This is a genomic window from Enterobacter cloacae complex sp. 2024EL-00214 (assembly GCF_043945575.1).
GTDB classification, from domain to species: domain Bacteria; phylum Pseudomonadota; class Gammaproteobacteria; order Enterobacterales; family Enterobacteriaceae; genus Enterobacter; species Enterobacter cloacae_P.
On the sequence record NZ_JBIMRC010000001.1, the window covers coordinates 396,648 to 419,663 of the forward strand.

A 23,016-nucleotide genomic window follows, 5' to 3' on the forward strand; every position below is an offset into this window, starting at 1 on the left:
TCCCATTCGTATTTTTAAATAAGCATCTATTTATTTTACTTTTTGCAAATAATTCAATAACAAATTATAGTATCGCTCATCATAAACCAGAAATAATACACCGGAGCTTCACCATGCTGAAAACGGAAATGATCGACAAGCTCAATGCACAAATGAACCTCGAACTTTTTTCATCTCTGCTCTACCAGCAGATGAGCGCCTGGTGCAGCTATCACAGTTTTGAAGGTGCAGCCGCGTTTCTGCGTCGTCACGCCCAGGAAGAGATGACGCACATGCAGCGTCTGTTTGCTTATCTGACCGATACGGGCAGCCTGCCGCGCATCGAAACCGTAGCGTCACCATTTGCTGAATACGGTTCGCTCGATGAACTGTTCCGCGCCACCTACGAGCACGAGCAGCTGATCACCCAGAAAATTAATGAGCTGGTTCATGCCGCAATGACCAGCCAGGATTATCCGACCTTTAATTTCCTGCAGTGGTATGTTGCTGAGCAACACGAAGAAGAAAAACTGTTTAAATCCGTACTGGACAAACTCTCTCTGGCCGGTAAATCAGGTGAAGGTCTTTACTTTATCGATAAAGAACTTTCTACCCTCGACACCCAGAATTAATTCCCTCACGGTGCTGATCCTTCAGCACCGTTTTATTTTAATGGCGGCAGATTTTACTTTCGTGCGTCGAAAACCCGTCCGTCGCCGGAATAAATTTTCCGCGCGCCGCCAGAAATGCCACCAGTTCCACCGCAGTCATATCTGCAGCTGAACAGGTATGAAAACGCGCCGTTTCACCAAAGCGTGCATGAATAGCCTCAACCAGACTGTGTTCCGTGTATTGCTCGCCCGACTCAATCATCATATTGAGCACGTCGTGTCCATGAATTGACATTGTCATCCCCTCTGAAAAAACAAGCAGACTAAACGCTCGTCCCGAAGCACGCTTTGCGCTGGCGCAGGTTTATCTCTCCCCAATCGCCAAAGATTCGTAAACAATTAATTACACCAGTTGTAACGGTGATTTGACGAGGTATGACTTTTCCCTTACTCTGCGCCGCAGATTTTGTCGCGGTTGAGAGTCGTTGTAGAGGAAAGCGTGAAAAACAGAACACTGGGAAGTATTTTTATCGTCGCCGGAACGACGATTGGCGCAGGAATGCTGGCAATGCCGTTGGCGGCCGCAGGCGTCGGATTTAGTGTGACATTGCTGCTGCTCGGCACGCTCTGGGCTTTGATGTGCTATACCGCACTGCTGCTGCTCGAAGTTTATCAGCACGTGCCTGCCGATACCGGATTGGGTTCACTTGCCGCGCGCTATCTGGGGCGCTACGGCCAGTGGGTCACCGGCTTTAGCATGATGTTCCTGATGTACGCTCTGACCGCAGCCTATATCAGCGGAGCCGGGGAATTGATCGCCTCCAGCGTCAACGACTGGTTCGGCTCTGACATCACACCGGCGACGGGTGCCATCTTCTTTGCGCTCATTGGCGGTGGCGTGGTCTGTGTCGGCACCTCGCTGGTCGACCTGTTTAACCGTTTTCTGTTCAGTGCCAAAATTCTCTTTCTGATTGTCATGCTGGTTCTGCTGGCACCACATGTTCACAAAATTAACCTGCTGACGCTGCCGCTGGAAAAAGGACTGGCGCTCTCCGCCATTCCGGTGATTTTCACCTCATTTGGTTTCCACGGTAGCGTGCCGAGCATTGTCAGCTATATGAATGGCGACATTCGCAAACTTCGCCGCGTCTTTGTCATCGGGAGTGCCATTCCACTGATTGCCTATATTTTCTGGCAACTGGTGACGCTGGGCAGTATTGACGCGTCGACCTTCACTGGCCTGATGGCGGAACACGCCGGTCTGAATGGTTTCCTGCTGGCACTGCGTGAGGTAGTGACCTCTCCGCACGTTGAGCTGGCGGTGCATCTGTTTGCCGACCTGGCGCTGGCGACCTCGTTCCTGGGCGTGGCACTCGGTCTGTTTGATTATCTGGCCGATCTGTTCCAGCGTCGCAATACCGTCACCGGACGTTTACAGACGGGTGCCATCACCTTCCTGCCTCCGCTGGCCTTTGCACTGTTTTATCCGCGTGGGTTTGTGATGGCGCTGGGGTATGCGGGCGTGGCGTTATCCGTCCTTGCCCTGCTGCTCCCTTCCCTTCTGGCATGGAAGAGTCGCCAACAGCATCCTCAACAAGGGTATCGCGTTGCCGGCGGGAAACCTCTGCTGTGTATAGTATTTGGCTGTGGGGTCGTGGTTATTCTGGTGCAGATGTTAATTGCGGCAGGAATGTTACCGGAAGTGGGTTAAGGAAAAGGGGCTATCAGCAGCCCCTTTTTTATCAGTGCAAGCAACAGCTCTTAAATTTCTTTCCGCTGCCGCACGGACACGGATCGTTACGCCCGACCTTCGTTCCATTAACAACTGGCTTTTTCGCTTCCGGCTGCTGCGGGTTAGCCACCCAGTAGTTATACAAACGCAGTGCCGCAGGCTGGATGCTCTCGATACTGGCTTTGTATTCCTCTTCGGTCAGTTCATCCAGCTTCTCGCCATTCCCCTCTGTACCGTGCAGCGCAATAGCGTCCAGGTCGGCCTTCAGTTCTTCCGGCAATGCTGACCAGTCTGTCAGTGCCACGCCGCGCATGTAGCCATAGCACCATTCTTCAACGACGGTGTAACTCTGACCGTCAACGTCGTTATAACCAAACATCGGCTCAAACTGTTCCGGGTATTCGCTCAGGCGCTCAGCAATATCGTTCATATGCTTAAAGCAGAGATCGATAAAACGGTTCATTTCACGATCGTTCTTCCAGCGTGGAATGTACTTTTCGCCACCCCATACCGCCACCAGCCAGGCATCTGGCTCAACCACAACGGGGCCGGAAAGCACTGCAGTAAGCATGCCGTCGAGTTCGGACACGTCAATCACGGACGCATCGTCATGACCGTAGGACATTAACGTCTCTTCCAGCCACTCCATTTCACTTTCATTTAACGGGCCTTCAGTCATTGCTGACACTCCTGATAAAAAAGGAAAGATCCTGACACATATCGCCGCCTGTGCCTATCTGAAGTTTAGGTCTTTATTGCTGCAAAAACGTGCAAATCGTGACCCTTGCACAACTTATGGGCTTTATTGTTAATGAGATGTGATCTCCGCTGTAATTTCAGGCCGTTCCGCAAGGCTGCATAAAACGGCGCTCTATACTCAAACATGTCGCAACCCAGTCAATGGGTTAGCCATTCTGGCAACCATTTTGCTTAATGTTCTGTGCGCTTCACCGCGCAAGGAAACCTCGCCGTATTAAGCAGGATGTTGTCTGGAGCTCGTTATTTTGTTCTCGCTCTTGCTTCTGGATTGGCTGCACCGCCGGACGTTCGGATTTTTACCGTGGTGCAAAAACCTCTTTGCTAAGGAACATAATGATGTCGCTGAAACTTATCAGAAGTCCTCTTTCTCTTGTATTGGCCGGTTGTCTGGCCACGGCATTTTCCGCCCAGGCCGATATTGTGATTGGTGTGGCCGGGCCGTTTACTGGCCCCAATGCCACCTATGGCGATCAATACTGGCACGGCGCAACGCAGGCCGCTGAAGACATTAACGCCGCAGGAGGGATCAACGGTGAAAAGATTAAACTGGTTCAGGGGGATGATGCCTGCGAGCCTAAACAAGCCGTCGCGGTCGCCAACCGTCTGGTCGACCAGGAAAAAGTCAACGCGGTTGTCGGCCATTTCTGCTCCTCATCCACCATGCCCGCCTCTGAGGTGTATAGCGATGCGGGCATTATTACCATCACCCCCGGCTCAACCAACCCACTGATCACCGAACGTGGCATGAGCGATATGTTCCGCATGTGTGGCCGCGATGATCAGCAGGGCCAGGTCGCCAGCGATTTCATCATCGACAAGCTGAAAGCCAAACGCGTGGTGATCATCCACGATAAAGACACGTACGGCCAGGGTCTGGCGGATGCCACCAAAGCCGCGCTGGCAAAACGCGGTGTCCAGGATGTGATGTACGAGGGGTTATCACGCGGGGAAAAAGACTTTAACGCGCTGGTCACTAAAATTGGGGCGCAAAAGCCGGACGTGGTGTTCTTCGGCGGCTGTCACCCGGAGGCAGGCCCACTGGTTCGCCAGATGCGCGAACAGGGCGTGCAGGCGAAGTTCTTCTCCGGTGACTGTATTGTCAACGAAGAGATGGTGACCGCGGCGGGCGGCCCGCAATACACCAACGGTATCTATATGACCTTTGGTAAAGATCCGCGACTGATCCCGGACGGTAAGGCCGTTATCGAGAAATTCCGCGCGGGTAAATTCGAACCGGAAGGTTATACCCTCTACTCCTACGCTTCAGTTCAGGCGATTGCTGCCGCCTTTAAGGCCACGGGTGGCAAGGACTCGGCCAAAGCCAGCGAATGGCTGAAAGCCAATTCCGTCGATACGGTGATGGGCAAAAAAGCCTGGGACGGCAAAGGTGACCTGAAAGTCTCTGACTACGTGGTGTATCAGTGGGACGACAAAGGGAAATATAAGGAAGTGCAGTAACGGGACGGAGTCACGCTCAACGTCGGCAGGTTCGCCTGTCGACGCGTAATAAACACCAGGCTGCGCGCAAGGCGCGGCCTCAAAACACGAGCGCGCGATGATGAGTACATTCTTCCTGCAACAGTTAGTCAATGGCTTAACGCTGGGTTCCGTCTACGGATTAATCGCCATCGGCTATACGATGGTGTATGGCATCATTGGTATGATTAATTTCGCCCACGGCGAAGTGTATATGATCTCCGCCTATCTCTGTGCCATTGGCCTGGCGCTGCTGTCATTCTTCGGCCTGCAGTCATTCCCCCTGCTGATCCTCGGCACGCTGGTCTTCACCATTGTGGTAACCGGTGTCTACGGCTGGACTATCGAGCGCATTGCCTATAAACCGCTACGTAACTCCACCCGTCTTGCCCCGCTAATCTCCGCCATTGGGATGTCGCTTATCCTGCAAAACTATGCGCAGTTAAGCCAGGGGCCGCGCCAGCAAGGGGTGCCTACCATGCTGGATGGTGTATTCCGCGTGCATCTGGGTGAAGGTTTTGTCCAGATAACCTACACCAAAATTTTTATTCTGGTCGCCTCGTTCGCGGGAATGCTGCTGCTCACCTGGATAATCAGCAATACCCGCCTTGGACGGATGTGTCGGGCGGTACAGCAGGATCGCAAAATGGCCTCCATTCTGGGCATTAACACCGACAGGATTATTTCCCTGGTGTTTGTCATCGGTGCGGCGATGGCCGGACTGGCGGGTGTGTTAATCACCATGAACTACGGCACCTTTGATTTTTATGTCGGGTTTGTCATTGGCATCAAGGCCTTTACGGCGGCGGTGCTCGGCGGCATTGGCTCCCTGCCAGGCGCGATGCTCGGCGGGCTGATTCTGGGCGTAGCCGAAGCACAATTCTCCGGCATGGTGAACTCGGATTATAAAGATGTGTTCTCGTTTGGATTACTGGTCATGATCCTGATTTTCCGTCCCCAGGGGCTGCTTGGTCGGCCCATCGTGGCCAAAGTGTGAGGGAGAAAGCAATGAGATCACGCGCGGTTTCGACTGATGGTTTCTCTCTTAAACGCTGCATTCTGGACGCCATTTTTTCCGGGCTGGTTGCATTGATTATTTTCGGCCCTATCGCAGGCGTGGTGCTGGACGGATACAGCTTTAACTTTGCCGGGCAGCGGCTGGCGTGGATGGTCGGCATCGTTATGCTGGGGCGTTTTCTGCTGAGCGCCTTTTTAGGTACTCCCGCTGGCGCACGCTTCCAGGCACGTTTTGACGCTGACAGCGCGGGCGTTTATGTCCGGCCACCGGAATACAAGAGCCGCATGCGCTGGATAATCCCCCTGATCATCGCGCTGGCGATCTGTTTTCCCTTTGTCGCCACCAAATATGTGCTGACGGTTGCCATTCTCGGGCTGATCTATGTTCTTCTTGGTCTGGGACTGAATATCGTTGTGGGTCTGGCGGGGTTATTGGATCTGGGTTATGTCGCCTTTTATGCCATTGGCGCGTACGGCCTGGCGCTGGGGTATCAGTATCTGGGATTAGGGTTCTGGAGCATGTTGCCGCTGGCGGCGCTGATGGCCGCCGCTGCGGGTGCCTTGCTTGGTTTCCCGGTGCTGCGCATGCATGGTGACTATCTGGCTATCGTAACGCTCGGGTTCGGGGAAATTATCCGCCTGATCCTGAACAACTGGCTGGCCTTTACCGGCGGCCCTAACGGCGTCTCGGCTCCTCCCCCCACCTTCTTCGGTCTCGAGTTTGGCCGGCGCGCTAAAGAAGGCGGCGTGCCGTTTCACGAATTTTTCCACCTGACATATAACCCGAACATGAAGTTTATCTTTATCTACGCGGTACTGTTTCTGGTGGTGCTGCTGGTGCTTTACATCAAGCACCGTCTGACGCGCATGCCGATTGGCCGGGCATGGGAGGCACTACGGGAAGATGAAATTGCCTGTCGTTCAATGGGGTTAAATCATGTTCTGGTCAAGCTCTCAGCCTTTACGCTGGGCGCATCAACGGCCGGGATTGCAGGCGTATTCTTCGCCACCTGGCAGGGGTTTGTGAACCCGACCTCGTTCACCTTTTTTGAATCCGCACTGATCCTCGCCATCGTGGTGCTGGGCGGGATGGGGTCAACGCTGGGCGTCGTGCTGGCAGCCTTTGTGCTTACCGTCACACCGGAACTTCTGCGTAGCTTTGCAGAGTACCGCGTCTTGCTGTTTGGCATGTTGATGGTGGTGATGATGATCTGGCGTCCACGCGGATTGATCCGCATTAACCGCAGCGGGTTTGCCGTGCGTAAGGGTGTTGCACCATGAACGGAACGATATTATGCGTTGAACACCTGATGATGCATTTTGGCGGTATTAAGGCATTAAACGACGTTAATCTTGAGGTGCAGCGTGGATCGATTACGGCGCTTATTGGTCCAAACGGTGCGGGAAAAACGACCGTGTTTAACTGCCTGACCGGCTTCTATAAAGCGTCTGGCGGCAGCATATTATTCAATACGCGAAGTCAAACCACCAACGTCATTCAGGTGCTTGGACAAAAATTCCAGTCAGGCGACTGGGTAAACCCGGCGCAGTTCGGGAAACGTCTTTTCTACAAAATGTTCGGCGGTACCCATCTTGTGAATCGCGCGGGGCTTGCGCGCACCTTCCAGAACATCCGCCTTTTTCGCGAAATGTCGGTCGTTGAAAATCTGCTGGTCGCGCAGCATATGCGCGTTAATCGTAATCTGCTGGCCGGTGTGCTGAATACACCGGCTTACCGGCGGGCGGAAAGTGATGCACTGGACAGGGCATTTTACTGGCTGGAGGTGGTGGATCTGGTGGATTGCGCGAATCGTCTGGCGGGAGAGATGTCGTATGGCCAACAGCGGCGTCTGGAGATCGCGCGGGCGATGTGCACCGGGCCGGAGATGATCTGTCTGGATGAACCCGCCGCCGGGCTGAACCCGGTTGAAACGCGTAAGCTGAGTAACATCATCCGTTTTCTGCGCGACCACCACGACATCACGGTATTACTGATTGAGCATGATATGGGAATGGTGATGGAGATTTCGGACAATATTATCGTGCTCGACCACGGTGACGTCATTGCCCAGGGCAAGCCAGAGCAGATCCAGCATGATGAAAAAGTGATTGCCGCCTATCTGGGTACCGATGAAAGCGAGGTCAATTTATGAGTGAACCGATGCTGGCATTCCACTACGTGGATGTGTTCTACGGCGTGATCCAGGCGTTGAAGCAGGTTTCCCTGGAAGTTAATAAAGGCGAAACCGTGGCGCTGATTGGTGCTAACGGTGCGGGCAAATCGACATTACTGATGTCTATTTTTGGGCAACCCCGTATCCGTAGCGGGCAGATCCTTTTTTGCGGGGAGGATATCAGCCATAAATCCACCCACTATGTCGCTTCCGGCGGCATCGCGCAGGCTCCTGAAGGTCGGCGTATTTTCCCGGATATGACCGTTGAAGAGAATCTGCTGATGGGAACCATCCCAATCGGGGACCAGCATGCCACCAGTGATATGCAAAGTATGTTCGACCTGTTCCCGCGCCTCAAAGAGCGTCGCAAACAGCGCGCCATGACCATGTCCGGCGGAGAGCAACAAATGCTGGCGATCGCCCGTGCATTAATGGGCCGCCCGAAGTTGCTGTTGCTGGATGAACCCAGCCTGGGCCTGGCTCCGATTGTAGTGAAACAGATCTTCCAGACGCTGCGTGAGCTGGCCCGCAATGGAATGACCATTTTTCTGGTGGAGCAGAATGCGCACCACGCGCTGAAGCTGTCCAATCGTGGGTATGTCATGGTGAACGGTCAGATTCGACTAAGTGGCAGCGGCGAAGAACTACTGGGAAATCAGGAGGTGAGGAAAGCGTATCTGGGAGGGGTTTAATTGCGAAGCTGAACCCCTGCAGCGTAAAATGAATCACCAGGTAATCTCAGTAAGTCACTCTCTGTAATATGAGATTCTTTTTGAACACTGTTCTTTTAGTATGTGATGTTTTATGTCACCTGTCGCAGATCTTCATAAGACAGATTAAAAATAATGAAATTAGTTTTCGTTCTCACTTCACTGTGCATCATTAAATTTCTTCGTATCTATGCAATTATGAATTATTAGCACAGTTAATGAATTCATTCTGATATCTATTATGCAAGAAGAGTATCAAGAAAGTAGCCCGCAAATTTGAACTGTAATATTACACCATGCATTTATTCATATGGAATTGATAAGAAAAATGAGTGCAAATCCATAGATAAATGGTATACTACATGCAACATTCAGCACAATCAAAATCATTTAGATAGTTCATTCACTACATTCTGATATAACTATAAATACTTACGGAATTGCTTATGGATTACGAAAGAGAATTTGACCCGCAAGAGTTACTAATGGGAAATGGTGAGGAAAATAGTATAATCCTGCCAGCAGCTTTTATCCACAAGCTATCAGAGTCTCGATCACTTAAGATGGTTTTGGACACTTTCTCAGAATGGGTCAATATCTTATTATATGCTGACAGAGTCAGTTTAACGCTCTACAATAACCAAAAGCATTTAGAACTGTATTCTATTTCTGGTAATCAGGCAATACCTCTTGACTTCAAAGTTCCAATCGACCAATCATTTGTTGGCAGAGCCTTTACAAAAAGAAAATTAATGATTTGTGATAATCTGTCAAAATCCCAGGAGATCGATTGTAAAATGCTCTTCGCTAATGGTATTCAAACGTGCATGGATGCCCCTCTTCTGGTTTCAAATAAATGTATTGGAACCCTGAATGTAGGCCATTTAAATAAGCACTATTATACTAAGTCTCAAGCGTTGAAGCTGCAGTGTCTGGCAAACTGGATCGCTCTAAACATCTCCTTGCATTTGCAGGTAATGGAAATGGATAAACTTGCTTCAACAGACTATTTAACAGGCGTACCCAACCGCCGTGAGTTTAATAAATTCATTAGCGAGAAAATACATCATTACAATAAAGATAGAGAAGCTTTTTTCTTTGGCATACTGGATATTGATCATTTCAAAAAGCTAAATGATTATTATGGGCATGCCGCTGGCGATGTTATACTCAGAACAATATCTCTGGAGATAACATCCACCATTCCTTCTGGATATTTCTTCGCCCGCATTGGAGGTGAAGAATTTGCTCTGTCAACCTCATCAAATTTATCTCAAAATTCGGCTTACACATTCTACAACTCAATACGTGAACTCATAAAAAATATAACTATAAAATATTTCGATGAAACTATAACATGTACTGCCAGTATTGGTTTCACCGCAATTCATGAGGGTGACGTTCAAATTGAGGATATTTATGCAAGAGCCGACAAAGCCCTTTACAATGCAAAAAATTCGGGAAGAAACATTGTTAAATTTTCAACATAGCCACCTGATTTATAGAATAATAAGTGTAAAAGCCTGCCGATAATTTTATCTTTCGTTTTTAAATCTTTAATAAAATTTCTCCCGGATATCATAGCCCGTTTACTGAGCACCTGATTATGTCGATTGAAGCCGGGGCTGTGCGCAATCTCTTCTGTCAAAATATTTGTCTGAGAAATAACCCTGGCTTCCATCGACTCACTTCGCGGGAGAATGATGCTGGACGATGTTTTGCCTGCCTGACGGACTCGCACGAAATAACCAGAGTGGAGATTGTGCCCCGTGAGCGCTGGATGTGGATTTCAGGCACAAAAAAACCACCTTTCAGTGGTTTCACGACACGGCTTATCATTGATTTTATTCTTTGTTTCCCCATGGTAGCTGGAGTGGGACTTGAACCCACACAGTGCGAAGGCCGAGGGATTTTAAACACAACGCCAGTCACCTTAAGTGACTGGCATTAGCCGTAAGGCCTCTTTTTCTATCCAGCGTTAACGTCGTTAAATAAAACTGTTGTCATCATTGCTGTAGTCGTCATCTGCATCGTCGTTCTGCCAGGTGTCGTTATTATTGCCGAATGGATCATCCTGGTTGAGGAAACGGGTGTCAGAGACATTATTAAAGTCGCCGTACTGATTACCGACAAACGGCTCACCACCGGCGGGTGTTGTCGGTTCTTCGATGATGTTCACGATCTCTTCCGGCCGCGACTGATGGAACATACTGGTCAGCATCTCGGCCAGCACGACGCCACCGGCCACACCAGCGGCTGTCTGGAGCGCGCCTGCCATAAAACCGCCGCCGCGAGGAGCCGAAGCCGGCGCTGACGCCCGTGAATAATCCTGCGCCGGTGGCTGTTGCGGCTGGGCATTCCAGCTATTGTCCGGCTGCGGGCTGCTTTTCCCACCACCAAACAGGCCGCCGAGAAAACTGCCGCCCGTCGAGGGTTTGCTTTTTTGCGCGGCTAATTCGCTTTCAAGCTCCTGAACCCGGGCCTGCAGGCGTTTCAGCGCCGCTTCCTGAATCAAAATCGATTGCGCCATATAGTAGGGGGCCGCAGGCTGCTGTCTGACGAATTCCGCGATCTGACGCTCTGCATCTGCATCCCGTTGGCTGTTTTGTTGTCCGGTCTGTTTCAGACGTTCGAAAAGGCCGTTGATAAGCTGTTGTTCTTCATATTGCATGACAATAACCTTCCGCTCTCCAGGGTGGATGCCATCTAGTTTATCAGCGGCGACAACCTGTGTCTGGCGAGCGAAATGTTTGTTTAATATTGGTTGCAAGTTAGCTGAAACTCGCCCTACTTTCGGGGCGAAAAAAATCCAAATACCCTTTTAAAAGCAATGCCAGTCACCTTAAGTGACTGACATTACACCTATTGGTGGGATGAAAAGCAGGTAACCATTTTTCACAGTTGCAATAGCGCCCAGACTGGAGGCACAAAAAAACCACCTTTCGGTGGTTTCACGACACTGCTTATCATTGATTTTATTCTTTGTTTCCCATGGTAGCCGGAGTGGGACTTGAACCCACACAGCGCGAACGCCGAGGGATTTTAAATCCCTTGTGTCTACCGATTCCACCATCCGGCCAGGGAAGAAAGTGGAGGCGCGTTCCGGAGTCGAACCGGACTAGACGGATTTGCAATCCGCTACATAACCGCTTTGCTAACGCGCCTTAAATCTTTTGTCTTTCGACCAGCACCCGCAATTGCCGATGCATTTAATCTGGAGCGGGAAACGAGACTCGAACTCGCGACCCCGACCTTGGCAAGGTCGTGCTCTACCAACTGAGCTATTCCCGCATGTTATCAAGTTAACAGCTAACCACTTGATTTCATTATCGTCCGGCTAACTGTGCCGCCGTTCGATGCGTTGCATTCTACTGATATGACGTTTTGAGTCAACGTTATTTTTTACATCCCTGGATCGTTTGCTGAAATTTACGGCGAAACGATCACTGTTCAAGCAAATCTCCGCGCGCAGCGTTCAAATATTGCAGCATGGACCACAGCGTCAGCACTGCGGCAACCCACAGCAAACCAATACCCGCCCACTCAACCCAGGCATTTGGACGCCACAGCATCCAGACCAGAGCCGCCATCTGCGCGGTTGTTTTAACTTTACCGATCCAGGATACCGCCACGCTGCTGCGTTTACCCAGCTCCGCCATCCACTCACGCAGGGCAGAGATGATTATCTCACGGCCAATCATGGTTGCCGCAGGCAGCGTCACCCACCAGGTATGATAATGCTCAGCCACCAGCACCATCGCGATAGCGACCATCACTTTATCGGCCACTGGATCAAGGAACGCCCCAAAGCGGGTGCTTTGATTCCAGCGACGCGCCAGATAACCATCAAACCAGTCGGTGACGGCGGCAACCAGGAAAATCAGCGCACAGGCAAAGGGAGCCCAGACAACCGGCAGATAAAATGCCAGTACAAAGAATGGGATGAGCACGACGCGAAAGAGAGTGAGCAACGTAGGGATATTAAATCGCATAATGACGGTAACTGTCTGTTGTCAGTAAAATTTAGCTCTATGTTGCTACAGAGCCCTTAATGTTTCAACGAGTAGTAGATCTTTTCTGCCAGCCCTTGCGAAATACCCGGCACTTTTGCAATTTCGTCCACGCTGGCGTTGAGTAATCCTTGCAATCCGCCCATATATTTCAGCAGCATCTGGCGGCGTTTTGGCCCAACGCCTTCAATCGTCTCCAGCGTACTGGTATTTTTTACTTTCGCCCGTTTTTTGCGGTGCCCGCTAATCGCATGATCGTGTGATTCATCACGAATGTGCTGAATCACATGCAGCGCGGGGGAATCCGGCGGCAGGCTAAAGCCCTCACCTTCCGGTTCGAAGAACAATGTCTCCAGCCCGGCTTTACGATCTGCCCCTTTCGCCACCCCGAGCAACAACGGATGGTTTTTATCCCAGACCACATCCAGCGATTCAAACACCGCTTTAGCCTGCCCCAACTGCCCTTTCCCACCGTCGATAAGAATGACATCCGGGATTTTGCTCTCTTCGATGGCTTTACCATAGCGGCGACGCAGCACCTGGTTCATTGCCGCATAATCATCGCCCGGCGTGATCCCCATAATGTTATAGCGACGATACTCGGCACGCAGCGGACCATTCGCATCAAACACCACGCAGGAAGCCACAGTCTGTTCGCCCATCGTGTGGCTGATGTCGAAACATTCCATGCGTTTGACGGCCGGCAGTTTCAGGAGCGTTGCCAGGGCGGTTAACCGCTGGCTGACCGTCGATTGCTGGGAAAGTTTGGTGGTAAGTGCTGTCGCCGCGTTGGTGCGCGCCAGTTTCAGGTAACGCGCACGGTCGCCCCGCGGTTTGGTTTGTACGTTAACCCGACGGCCAGCCAGTTCAGACAGCGAATCGGCCAGCAAGGTTTTGTCGTCGAGATTAAAATCAAGCAGGATCTCCGACGGCAGCGTGCGCATCTGGCTTCCCTGCAGGTAGAACTGACCGACAAAGGTTTCGACCACTTCACCCAGCTCGGTACCGCCAGGGACTTTCGGGAAATAGCTGCGGCTGCCAAGCACTTTGCCCTGGCGAATAAACAGCACATGCACGCAGGCCAGCCCGGCGTCAAAGGCAACGCCAATAACGTCGAGATCGTCGCCGGTATTCGACACGAACTGTTTCTCGGTCACCCTGCGTACTGCCTGGATTTGGTCGCGTATACGCGCGGCCTCTTCAAATTCCAGCGCCGCGCTGGCTTTCTCCATACGGGCGATCAGTTGGGTCAATACCTGGTCATCTTTTCCGGCTAAAAACAGACGCACATATTCAACCTGTTGCGCGTACTCTTCTTCGCTCACCAGACCGGCAACGCACGGCCCCAGGCAGCGACCAATCTGGTACTGCAGGCACGGGCGGGAGCGGTTACGGTAGACGCTGTTTTCACACTGGCGAACCGGAAAGATTTTTTGCAGCAGCGCCAAAGTTTCACGCACCGCATAACCGTTAGGAAACGGTCCGAAATACTCTCCCTTTGCATGTTTTGCACCACGGTGCATGGCGAGCCGGGGGTGAGTATCACCGCTCAGGAAGATAAACGGGTAGGACTTATCATCGCGCAGCAGGACGTTATAGCGCGGCTGATACAGCTTAATATAGTTATGCTCAAGCAGCAGCGCTTCTGTCTCCGTATGCGTAACGGTGACATCAATAGTCTGGATGAGTGCGACCAGCGCTTCGGTCTTACGGGAGGCAAGGTTGCTGCGGAAATAACTGGAAAGGCGTTTTTTGAGATCTTTCGCCTTCCCCACGTAGATAACCGTACCGCCAGCGTCATACATGCGATAGACGCCTGGCTGGCTGGTGACGGTTTTCAGAAATGCTTTTGAATCGAACACATCACTCACTGACTTATTAACGTCTCCGCATTGCACAGACCATGACGAATGGCCAGATGAGTCAGTTCGACGTCGCCGTGGATGTTCAGTTTACTGAACATACGATAACGATAGCTGTTCACCGTTTTGGGGCTGAGATTCAGTTGTTCTGAGATCTCATTCACCTTCTGACCTTTGGTGATCATCAGCATAATCTGCAATTCGCGCTCAGACAAACTGGCAAACGGTGATTCCGTTTTCTCCGGTTCAATCTGGCTCAGCGCCATTTGTTGAGCAATGTCGGAAGCAATATAACGCTGCCCGGCAAACACAGAACGGATAGCATTGACCACTTCCTGTGGTGCCGCGCCTTTACTCAGGTAACCGGCTGCTCCCGCCTGCATAACTTTCGCGGGCAGTGGGTTTTCAGTATGCACGGTCAGCATGATGACTTTGGTATCAACAAACGTGCGGGCGATTTTACGCGTTGCTTCAAGCCCACCAATACCGGGCATGTTCATATCCATCAGCACAACGTCTGCCGAGTTAGCGCGACACCACTTCACCGCGTCTTCGCCACAGCACGCCTCACCGGCAACTTTGATACCCTTTATGTCTTCAAGAATGCGTCGTATCCCTGCGCGCACCAGTTCGTGGTCATCAACAAGAAGGACGTTGATCAAAGGAAATGTCTCCAGAATAGGGATAACGCTACTGACTGCTAATTTGGTTTATATTAACGGTTTTCACCGCAAGATTAAAACGCTAAAAACCCGACGCTTCGATTTTGCTCTCGTTTTTGGAAATTAGCCTGTACAGAGGGTGGAAAGAAAACCCGCACAGCCAGCGCTTTTGCAGCTATTTTTAAGCATCTGCATTCAAAACGTTACAAAAAACCGCTGGCATCATCAGCAAAAAGAACAACTCTCAACTTTTTGTAACAATAATTAACGACAAGCGAACCGGTGATAAACAATTAATAGCTGATAAACAGTTGTTCACTTTACTCCGCTGCCATGTTTACGCAAATAAACACCTGACGGGAAAGTACAAAAAACAACCGCTGCATTTTTTGGTTCAGCTTGTGGTATACTCCGCCGCCTTAACTTTCATCGTCGCGCTCAAGCGCTGTTTAATAATGAGGAAAATAAATGAGCACACCTGATTTTGCCACTGCAGAGAATAACCAGGAACTGGCACAGGAAGTAAACTGCCTGAAAGCACTGCTGACGCTCATGCTGCAGGCTATGGGCCAGGCTGATGCTGGTCGTGTGATCATTAAGATGGAAAAACAAATCGCGCAGATGGAAGGCCAGGCTGAATCCGCGGTATTTGCCAATACCGTTAAGCAAATTAAACAAGCTTACCGTCAGTGAAAAAAAACGGCTGGATGCGATGCATTCAGCCGTTATTTCGTCTGGCACGCAGAACATTTTGTCTAATCAGATCAATCCCGTCGCCGCTGCATAACAGGCTATCTGCGTCTTGTTTGGCGCATTGAATTTCTTCTGCATATTCTTTTGATGGAAGTTAACCGTATTCTCAGAGATTGAGAGAATGATTGCTATTTCTGCAGAGGTTTTCCCTTCTGCGGTCCATTTCAGAATTTCCCGCTCACGTTTGCTGAACCTCATTTCAGGCGGCATCACCATTTCATGTTCAAAACGAAGCAGAGACGTTAAGGCCATTTGCACCAGCATTTGCAGCCGCAACTCTATTTCTTCGTTGGCTAACGAATTTGCCAGCACACTCGTACGAGAAACCGACAGAAAGCCAAGTGCATGATTAGGCAGCATCAGGCACTGTGTTATTCCCTTACGTAAACCGTGATCGCGCGCACCGTCCCATAATTCCTGGGCATCAGCGAATAATTCATCAGTCCAGGGTAAATGCCCCTGAATGAAATTCTCCGGCTTCAGTACCGGATCGATGGAAAAATAATTCTCTGACTGATATTGCGCCATCCATTGTTGCGGATAACTGGAATGTACTGAAATCCTGGGGCGCGTAAATGGCACGGGGTGGCGCACGCAGAGAGCGAAATAATCAAACTCGAGTGCCTGCGTTTGCAGCTGGAGTTCCTGATATACCTCGTCGGCACAGGTCAACGCCTGAAACCGGAGGAAGCATTCCCGTCGCCAGTTGAAAAAGTCTGAATCCCTCATACTTAGTGAATAAAACCTCTGATAAAGATAATCATTATTATGGTGAATATAACCTAACACATAAAACTTCTTTCTTACTACGAAATATCGGCATTATTACAATTAACTTTAGTTTTAATGCGGTTTAACCGAAGTTAGCGGAATTAAAAAACAGAAGAAGAGACATAACAGGAGAATAATTTGCTCCAGAAAACAAACCTGGAGCAAATTAACGTAAAAATGCTACTGCATGAGGAATTTTTCAAGGAACTGACGGGTTCGCGGCTGCTGTGGGTTTGCAAATAAACGCTTCGCTGGCCCCTGCTCCACAATCCGTCCTTGATCCATGAAAATAGCCCGGTCTGCAACATCACGGGCAAAGCTCATTTCGTGGGTTACGATAACCATCGTGCGCTTTTCCTGCGCCAGCTGGCGGATAGTATTCAGCACCTCGCCCACCAGTTCTGGATCAAGCGCCGAGGTTGGTTCATCGAACAGGATCACATCAGGGCGCATCGCCAGCGCGCGGGCAATCGCCACGCGTTGCTGCTGCCCCCCAGACAGACGGCGCGGATAGCTGGTTTCTTTACCCGCCAGCCCTACCTTAGCAAGCAGTTCGCGCGCTCGCGCCGTTGCTTCGTCTTTAGGCTCACCTTTCACGATAACCGGCCCCTCAATAATGTTCTCCAGCACCGTCCGGTGCGGGAACAGATTGAAGTTCTGAAAAACGAAGCCAACGTGCTGACGCAGACGACGGATTAACCCCTTCTGCTGGTTGATAGACTTACCGGTATCAATAGTGATATCCCCCACCCGAATCGTTCCGCCCTCAGGCTGTTCAAGCAGGTTGATGCTGCGTAGCAGCGTCGTTTTTCCTGAGCCGCTTGGCCCAATAATCGCCACCACTTCGCCCTGCTCAACCTCAAGATCGATTCCGTGGAGCACCGTTTGCCCGTGGAACTTTTTCACCAGGTTTTTAACGTCGATAGCACTCATTTCGGATCACGCTCCTGGCGGTTAAGCTGGTTTTCAAAGTAGTTTTGCAACGCAGACAGCACCGTCGCCATCACCCAGTAAATCAGCGAGGCCGCCAGATACATGGTGAACACTTCAAGCGTGCGCGAAGTGATAAGCTGCGCCTGACGGAACAACTCTGGTACCTGGATCGTTGCCGCCAGCGAGGTGTCTTTCACCAGGCTAATAAAACTGTTGCTGAGCGGAGGCAAGGCCACGCGCGCCGCCTGTGGCAGGATTGCCCGACGCAACGTTTGCCACGGTGTCATACCGATACTGGCCGCAGCTTCCCATTGCCCTTTATCAATAGACGAGATGGCCGCCCGCAGGGTTTCCGAGGTGTACGCCGCGGTATTCAGCGACAGCCCAATCATTGCCGCCGGGATCGGATCAAGCTCAATACCAAACTGCGGTAAACCGTAGTAGATCATAAAGAGTTGAGCGATGAGCGGCGTACCGCGAAACACAGAGATATAAAAACGCGCCAGCCAGCGTACCGGCCAGACGGGCGACATACGCATTAAGGCCAGCACAAACCCGAGCACCAGACCAAAGAACATCCCGCCGATACTGAGCTGTAACGTAAACACCGCCCCCTTGAGCAGGAACGGTAGCGAATCAATAACCAGTTGAATACTTTCTTGCATTATTATTTTTCGACCTGACTTTTAAACGTGAGGATGGTAGGCAAACAGCGCAGGTGCCCCGCCGGTGTGAACAAACAAAATCGGCCCTTCATCCTTAAAGCGTTTCTGCGCGATACCGTCAATAAGACCCGCCATCGCCTTGCCGGTATAGACCGGATCAAGCAGGATCCCTTCGAGGCGCGCCAGCAATTTCACGGCTTCCATCCCCTCTTCATTTGGCGTGCCATAGCCCGGTGCAAAATAGTCATCCCAGAGTACAATATCCGCCTTCGCCTTCAGCTCCAGCTGCTCTGCCACCGCCTGCTGTAAAGTCACCACTTTCGGCTTCTGCTCCGCAACGCTGCGGGATACCGTCACGCCAATAAGCTCCACATCCGGCAGTAGTTGTTCCAGGCCGACAGCCAGCCCCGCGTGTGTACCCGCACTGCCAGAAGCGACGACCACGGAGGACAAACTAACAGCACCTTCGCATTGCTGGGCAATTTCCAGCGCACTTTCCACATACCCCATCGCCCCCAGCGCATTCGAGCCGCCCACAGGAATGACATACGGACGGAACCCCTGCGCTTCCAGCCGCGTGGCCAGCTCCCCGAGCTGTGCAGCCGGGTCAGTCAGAGCATCAACCATTTCGACCTGTACATTAAACAGATCCAGCAGCAGGCGGTTGCCGTTGGTCAGGTAATTTTCCGCGCGCGTGCCGATCGGGTTTTCCAGCAGCGCCACGCAGTGCAGCCCGAGTTTTGCCGCAACTGCAGCCGTCTGACGAACGTGGTTAGACTGGATTGCTCCTGCGGTGATCAGCGTATCCGCACCTTCACGCAGCGCATCGGCCGCGAGGAACTCCAGTTTGCGCAGCTTGTTACCGCCCATCGCCATTGGCGTCACGTCATCACGCTTAATAAAAATATCGCGTCCTAAATAATCAGAAAACCGCGGTAAGTACTCCAGCGGCGTCGGTGCACCGATAAACTCCAGACGGGGAAAACGCGTTAAATTCTGTAGTGACATGGATCCTCCGGTAACGCTGTTTTTATGTAATATTTTTATTATGCACGTTGTCGTGCCAGAAATAAAAAAGGCGCTTTTAAAAGCGCCTTTTTTTATCGTCAGAGACTTATTTAGTCACGTCAGCCCCGAACCACTTCTCAGAGAGTGCCTTCAGGCTGCCGTCTTTTTGCATATCCGCAATGGCGGCATCAATGGCTTTCACCAGATCTTCGTTACCTTTACGCACTGCAACACCCGACTCCTGGCGAGAGAACGCATCACCAGCCACCGCCAGGGTATTGTTCGTTTTCTTCACCAGATCCAGCGCGGCCAGACGGTCAACCAGAATGGCGTCGATACGGCCAACACGGAGATCCTGGTACTTCGTCGGGTCATCATCATAGGTGCGGATATCCACACCCTGAACGTTCTGGCGCAGCCACTCTTCGTAGTTCGTCCCCAGGCCGACGCCCACTTTCTTACCTTTCAGGTCAGCAGCGGACTTAATGGTGCCCTCGTTGCCTTTCTTCACCAGCGCCTGAATACCAGACACAGTGTACGGCGTAGAGAAATCATATTTCTTCTTACGCTCGTCAGAAATGGTCACCTGGTTGATCACCACATCAATACGTTTGGAATCCAGCGATGCCAGCATGCCGTCCCATTTAGTGGGTTTCAGGGATGCCTGCACGCCGAGATGTTTCGCCAGTTCCTGTGCAAATTCCACTTCGAAACCGGTCAGTTTACCGTCATCACCCTGGAAGCTGAACGGAGGATAGGTTCCTTCCAGCCCGACCAGCAATGTGCCGCGCTCTTTCACTTTATTCAGCAGGTTTTCTGCCGCGAACGTTTTCACGCTCATACCCGCGACCAGCGCAACGGCCATTACGCCCATCAGCGCCTGACGACCCAGAAGTGCTAATTTCATAAGTACCCCGATATAGTGGAATTTTTGAGTAGTGTAGTGAAATCGCCTGCAACGTCAAAGGCAACTGCGCTACATCTTATTCCTTTTTAATATATATCAGAAGTTGTTCCGGCGTGGACTTTCTGCTCTACAGCACCGGGCATTTGTACCTTATATTGTGCATACTTGCGCAGCGCAATACGGTAGTTGTTGGTGCTGGTTGCAGGCAACCACGGCTCCAGATTCTCATCCAGATACCCAGTTTTAAGCAGATCGCGAGAAATGTTTTGTACGGTCAGATGCTGGCCAAGACGACGCAGGCGAACCACATATTCGCGTACAGTGCCATGACTCATCTCCGTTTGTTCAAACAGGAATTGTTTAAAGCCGATGATATCGAAGAAATCGCTTTGTTCTTTGCAGTGAAGATCGCCACAGAAACGGCAAAGCGCCACCCACTCTTTTTGCTCTTCGAGCCATGCGGCTTCATCCATCAACGTGTCGAGACGAGAAATCGCAATTTTATTAACGATTTCACCGCGACGAACCAGCGTGATACGATCGAGTAACTTGTTACAGTGGGCGCAATGCGTCTGGCTGTGTTTAAAGTCTTTCAGGTAGCGGCTTAAAGGCCGTCTTTTAGATTGCTGCACCGTCATGATAACTCCTGGTTGTCAATACGTTGTGCGGCATTTTTCAGATGAATCAATCACCTATAACTTACCCAGTTTCGTCCGTAAGCGTTTAATGGCCTGACTGTGCAGCTGGCTCACCCGCGATTCACCCACTTCCAGAACAGCGCCAATCTCTTTGAGGTTAAGCTCTTCCTGGTAATAGAGGGTCAACACCAGTTGTTCACGTTCGGGTAAAGCTTCAATCGCTTCCATGACGCGATGGCGTAGATTACCTTCCAGTAAATGGTGTAACGGGTTTTCTTGCTGATGCTCATCCGTCACCAGCTCGATGCTATCGCCATGCTCTTCACGCCACTCGTCATAAGAGAAGAGTTGGCTATTATTGGTGTCGAGCAACATCTGACGATACTCTTCAACAGCAATGCCAAGACGTTCCGCTACTTCAGTTTCCGTCGCGTTGCGTCCCAGTTCCTGTTCCAGCTGCCCCATCGCATGCGCCACTTCGCGCGCGTTGCGGCGAACGCTGCGCGGCACCCAGTCGCGGCTGCGCAGCTCGTCCAGCATCGCACCACGAATACGCTGAACTGCGTAAGTAGTAAATGCCGTTCCTTGCAGAGCGTCGTATCGGTCAACTGCATTCAATAACCCGATACCGCCCGCCTGTAGCAGATCGTCCAGTTCCACGCTCGCCGGCAAACGCACCTGGAGGCGCAATGCTTCGTGACGCACCAGCGGGACATAACGCTGCCACAGCGAGTGTTTATCCATTACACCTTCAGCGGTATAGAGTGAATTCACGATAAACAGCCCTGCGTTAATTGAGTTATCGGCATGATTATCCGATTCTGCAGGGGTTTTAATTGGGTGAATAGTGGGTGAAATGAGGGGTTATTTAGGGGTTACGGGCAAATTTTAGCGGAAAAAAACCCCGCCGAAGCGGGGTTTGAGCTTATTCAGGCAATTAGCCCTGCAGCAGAGACAGAACCTGCTGAGGAACCTGGTTAGCTTTAGACAGCACGGAGTTACCCGCCTGCTGAACGATCTGCGCTTTAGACATGTTGGACACTTCGGTCGCATAGTCGGCGTCCTGAATACGGGACTGAGCAGCAGACAGGTTAGTGGTGGTGTTGTTCAGGTTGGTTACAGCAGAGCTCAGACGGTTCTGTACCGCACCCAGAGAAGAACGCAGTTTATCTACAGAAGCGATAGCTTTGTCCAGCAGAGCCAGTGGGTTCTGAGTCGCTGTACCTTGCAGCTGTGCAGTTGCAGTTGCACCGCTCAGCTGCAGAGTACCGGTAGCTACGCCAGTCGTTGGAGCTGCCGCCGCGCTGTTCACCAGAACGTCAGCACCGGTAGTACCAGCCTGATAGTTTTTACCCTGGATGGTGACGAAACCGACTGCATTGCCGTTGGCATCAGAAGTAACTTTGATCAGCTGGTTGTTCTGAGTCGCGCCAGTAACACCGTTTGCAGAGTCATCATAAGTGACGTTGGTGGTGTTCAGGTTAGCGATACCAGTAGCTTTGTCGATAGATACAGCGTAGTTATCGCTGCCAGAGCTTACTACGAATGTACCGGTACCTGTACCAGCGTTGTTCTGAATTTCGTGCAGGCTCAGGGTGCTTGCGTTCACGCCCAGTTTGGTCGCAACGGCGCTCAGGTCAACGTTCTTAGACGCTGCACTGGTATCACCGATCTGAGTGATAGAATCGCTCAGTTTCAGGGAGTTCTGAGATACAGAGAAGCCGCTCAGACCCAGAGTAGAAGAGTCGATCTTCTGCAGGTCGATGTTGATGGTCTGGCCATCGTTCGCGCCAACCTGAATCGCCATAGAGCCGTTTTTAGCCAGTACGTTCACGCCGTTGAACTGAGTCTGACCAGATACACGGTCAATTTCAGACAGACGGGATTTGATTTCGTCCTGGATTGAAGTCAGGTCAGAAGCGGAGTTAGTACCGGTAGTTGCCTGAACGCTCAGTTCACGAACACGCTGCAAGTTGTTGTTGATTTCAGACAGTGCGCCTTCAGTGGTCTGCGCCAGAGAGATACCGTCGTTTGCGTTACGTGCAGCCTGAGTCAGACCCTTGATGTTAGACGTGAAGCGGTTGGCAATCGCCTGGCCCGCAGCATCATCTTTTGCGCTGTTGATGCGCAGACCGGAAGACAGACGCTCGATAGAAGAAGACAGAGCAGACTGGTTCTTGTTGATGTTGTTCTGAGTGATCAGCGAGAGGCTGTTGGTATTAATGACTTGTGCCATGATTACGTTTCCTGTTGTTCATCAAATCTGTTTGGTTAGATTTGGGTTTCCACCCTTCGGCTTCATCGCCGTCAAAGGTGTTATCGTCTGCCCCAAAACAACCTTTAGATTTT

Annotated in this window: 23 protein-coding genes and 3 tRNA genes; 9 read left to right on the plus strand and 17 right to left on the minus strand. The window is 51.2% G+C overall.

Annotated elements, in window-relative coordinates:
- Nucleotides 1–113: 113 nt before the first annotated feature.
- A complete protein-coding gene (ftnA, locus tag ACHHZ6_RS01995) occupies nucleotides 114–611 on the plus strand; it encodes a non-heme ferritin (RefSeq protein WP_182271863.1) in 498 nt (165 codons plus the stop codon).
- Nucleotides 612–648: 37 nt separating this feature from the next.
- Here ftnA and ACHHZ6_RS02000 read toward each other — a convergent pair whose 3' ends face one another.
- Nucleotides 649–885 (minus strand): YecH family metal-binding protein, encoded by a 237-nt coding sequence (locus ACHHZ6_RS02000; protein ID WP_182919863.1) that lies wholly within the window; start codon nucleotides 883–885, stop codon nucleotides 649–651.
- A 204-nt stretch (nucleotides 886–1,089) separates the two neighbouring features.
- Between ACHHZ6_RS02000 and tyrP the strand changes: the two genes are divergently transcribed.
- Nucleotides 1,090–2,301, plus strand: a complete 1,212-nt coding sequence (tyrP, locus tag ACHHZ6_RS02005; RefSeq protein WP_182919862.1) for a tyrosine transporter TyrP — start codon at nucleotides 1,090–1,092, stop codon at nucleotides 2,299–2,301.
- Nucleotides 2,302–2,332: 31 nt separating this feature from the next.
- Here tyrP and ACHHZ6_RS02010 read toward each other — a convergent pair whose 3' ends face one another.
- The gene (locus ACHHZ6_RS02010; protein WP_182919861.1) at nucleotides 2,333–3,001 is read right to left on the minus strand and encodes a YecA family protein; all 669 of its coding nucleotides are present in this window, start codon (nucleotides 2,999–3,001) and stop codon (nucleotides 2,333–2,335) included.
- Nucleotides 3,002–3,417: 416 nt separating this feature from the next.
- Here ACHHZ6_RS02010 and ACHHZ6_RS02015 point away from each other — a divergent pair, with 416 nt between their 5' ends.
- From ACHHZ6_RS02015 to ACHHZ6_RS02040, 6 genes are all read left to right on the plus strand, one after another.
- The gene (locus ACHHZ6_RS02015; protein ID WP_182274533.1) at nucleotides 3,418–4,539 is read left to right on the plus strand and encodes a branched-chain amino acid ABC transporter substrate-binding protein; all 1,122 of its coding nucleotides are present in this window, start codon (nucleotides 3,418–3,420) and stop codon (nucleotides 4,537–4,539) included.
- Nucleotides 4,540–4,639: 100 nt separating this feature from the next.
- Nucleotides 4,640–5,554: a branched-chain amino acid ABC transporter permease LivH gene (locus ACHHZ6_RS02020; RefSeq protein ID WP_182274534.1), complete on the plus strand. Its 915-nt coding sequence runs from the start codon at nucleotides 4,640–4,642 to the stop codon at nucleotides 5,552–5,554.
- 11 nt (nucleotides 5,555–5,565) lie between these two features.
- A complete protein-coding gene (livM, locus tag ACHHZ6_RS02025; protein WP_182271867.1) occupies nucleotides 5,566–6,855 on the plus strand; it encodes a high-affinity branched-chain amino acid ABC transporter permease LivM in 1,290 nt (429 codons plus the stop codon).
- On the plus strand, nucleotides 6,852–7,727 hold the full coding sequence (locus tag ACHHZ6_RS02030; protein WP_182271868.1) for an ABC transporter ATP-binding protein: 876 nt from the start codon (nucleotides 6,852–6,854) through the stop codon (nucleotides 7,725–7,727). Before livM ends, ACHHZ6_RS02030 begins: the two co-directional genes overlap by 4 nt.
- Nucleotides 7,724–8,440: an ABC transporter ATP-binding protein gene (locus ACHHZ6_RS02035; RefSeq protein ID WP_395121645.1), complete on the plus strand. Its 717-nt coding sequence runs from the start codon at nucleotides 7,724–7,726 to the stop codon at nucleotides 8,438–8,440. The genes ACHHZ6_RS02030 and ACHHZ6_RS02035 overlap by 4 nt, the downstream gene beginning before the upstream one ends.
- 464 nt (nucleotides 8,441–8,904) lie before the next feature.
- Nucleotides 8,905–9,948, plus strand: a complete 1,044-nt coding sequence (locus ACHHZ6_RS02040; RefSeq protein WP_395121646.1) for a diguanylate cyclase — start codon at nucleotides 8,905–8,907, stop codon at nucleotides 9,946–9,948.
- A gap of 497 nt (nucleotides 9,949–10,445) precedes the next feature.
- On the opposite strand, the gene ACHHZ6_RS02045 is transcribed toward ACHHZ6_RS02040, so the two are convergent.
- The 7 genes from ACHHZ6_RS02045 to uvrY all read right to left on the minus strand — a co-directional run bounded on the left by ACHHZ6_RS02045 (nucleotide 10,446) and on the right by uvrY (nucleotide 14,992).
- Complete coding sequence (locus ACHHZ6_RS02045) at nucleotides 10,446–11,129, minus strand: DUF2076 domain-containing protein (protein WP_395121647.1); 684 nt, start codon at nucleotides 11,127–11,129, stop codon at nucleotides 10,446–10,448.
- Between the two features lie 321 nt (nucleotides 11,130–11,450).
- Nucleotides 11,451–11,537, minus strand: a tRNA-Leu gene (locus tag ACHHZ6_RS02050).
- Nucleotides 11,538–11,548: 11 nt separating this feature from the next.
- A tRNA-Cys gene (locus ACHHZ6_RS02055) sits at nucleotides 11,549–11,622 on the minus strand.
- A gap of 51 nt (nucleotides 11,623–11,673) precedes the next feature.
- Nucleotides 11,674–11,749: transfer RNA gene (locus tag ACHHZ6_RS02060), tRNA-Gly, on the minus strand.
- A gap of 152 nt (nucleotides 11,750–11,901) precedes the next feature.
- The gene (pgsA, locus tag ACHHZ6_RS02065; RefSeq protein WP_006176115.1) at nucleotides 11,902–12,450 is read right to left on the minus strand and encodes a CDP-diacylglycerol--glycerol-3-phosphate 3-phosphatidyltransferase; all 549 of its coding nucleotides are present in this window, start codon (nucleotides 12,448–12,450) and stop codon (nucleotides 11,902–11,904) included.
- A 56-nt stretch (nucleotides 12,451–12,506) separates the two neighbouring features.
- On the minus strand, nucleotides 12,507–14,339 hold the full coding sequence (uvrC, locus tag ACHHZ6_RS02070) for an excinuclease ABC subunit UvrC (protein WP_182271872.1): 1,833 nt from the start codon (nucleotides 14,337–14,339) through the stop codon (nucleotides 12,507–12,509).
- On the minus strand, nucleotides 14,336–14,992 hold the full coding sequence (uvrY, locus tag ACHHZ6_RS02075; RefSeq protein ID WP_182271873.1) for a UvrY/SirA/GacA family response regulator transcription factor: 657 nt from the start codon (nucleotides 14,990–14,992) through the stop codon (nucleotides 14,336–14,338). Before uvrY ends, uvrC begins: the two co-directional genes overlap by 4 nt.
- Nucleotides 14,993–15,460: 468 nt before the next feature.
- On the opposite strand from uvrY, the gene ACHHZ6_RS02080 reads away from it, so the two are divergent.
- Entirely contained in the window at nucleotides 15,461–15,685 is a 225-nt protein-coding gene (locus ACHHZ6_RS02080) for a DUF2594 family protein (protein ID WP_182271874.1), read from the plus strand.
- Nucleotides 15,686–15,751: 66 nt separating this feature from the next.
- On the opposite strand, the gene sdiA is transcribed toward ACHHZ6_RS02080, so the two are convergent.
- The 8 genes from sdiA to ACHHZ6_RS02120 all read right to left on the minus strand — a co-directional run bounded on the left by sdiA (nucleotide 15,752) and on the right by ACHHZ6_RS02120 (nucleotide 22,903).
- Entirely contained in the window at nucleotides 15,752–16,474 is a 723-nt protein-coding gene (sdiA, locus tag ACHHZ6_RS02085) for a transcriptional regulator SdiA (RefSeq protein ID WP_182274535.1), read from the minus strand.
- A gap of 222 nt (nucleotides 16,475–16,696) precedes the next feature.
- The gene (gene tcyN / locus ACHHZ6_RS02090; protein ID WP_182919855.1) at nucleotides 16,697–17,449 is read right to left on the minus strand and encodes an L-cystine ABC transporter ATP-binding protein TcyN; all 753 of its coding nucleotides are present in this window, start codon (nucleotides 17,447–17,449) and stop codon (nucleotides 16,697–16,699) included.
- On the minus strand, nucleotides 17,446–18,114 hold the full coding sequence (gene tcyL, locus ACHHZ6_RS02095; protein ID WP_013096022.1) for a cystine ABC transporter permease: 669 nt from the start codon (nucleotides 18,112–18,114) through the stop codon (nucleotides 17,446–17,448). The genes tcyN and tcyL overlap by 4 nt, the downstream gene beginning before the upstream one ends.
- A gap of 21 nt (nucleotides 18,115–18,135) precedes the next feature.
- Nucleotides 18,136–19,122 carry a D-cysteine desulfhydrase gene (dcyD, locus tag ACHHZ6_RS02100; protein WP_182919854.1) on the minus strand — a complete coding sequence of 329 codons (987 nt, stop codon included), beginning with the start codon at nucleotides 19,120–19,122 and terminating at the stop codon, nucleotides 18,136–18,138.
- A 106-nt stretch (nucleotides 19,123–19,228) separates the two neighbouring features.
- Nucleotides 19,229–20,029: a cystine ABC transporter substrate-binding protein gene (tcyJ, locus tag ACHHZ6_RS02105; RefSeq protein WP_182271878.1), complete on the minus strand. Its 801-nt coding sequence runs from the start codon at nucleotides 20,027–20,029 to the stop codon at nucleotides 19,229–19,231.
- A gap of 86 nt (nucleotides 20,030–20,115) precedes the next feature.
- Nucleotides 20,116–20,667 carry a flagella biosynthesis regulatory protein FliZ gene (gene fliZ, locus ACHHZ6_RS02110; protein ID WP_182271879.1) on the minus strand — a complete coding sequence of 184 codons (552 nt, stop codon included), beginning with the start codon at nucleotides 20,665–20,667 and terminating at the stop codon, nucleotides 20,116–20,118.
- Nucleotides 20,668–20,721: 54 nt separating this feature from the next.
- Nucleotides 20,722–21,441: an RNA polymerase sigma factor FliA gene (locus ACHHZ6_RS02115; RefSeq protein WP_181619939.1), complete on the minus strand. Its 720-nt coding sequence runs from the start codon at nucleotides 21,439–21,441 to the stop codon at nucleotides 20,722–20,724.
- A gap of 163 nt (nucleotides 21,442–21,604) precedes the next feature.
- Nucleotides 21,605–22,903, minus strand: coding sequence for a FliC/FljB family flagellin (locus tag ACHHZ6_RS02120; RefSeq protein WP_395121648.1), 1,299 nt, complete (start codon nucleotides 22,901–22,903; stop codon nucleotides 21,605–21,607).
- Nucleotides 22,904–23,016 lie beyond the last annotated feature (113 nt).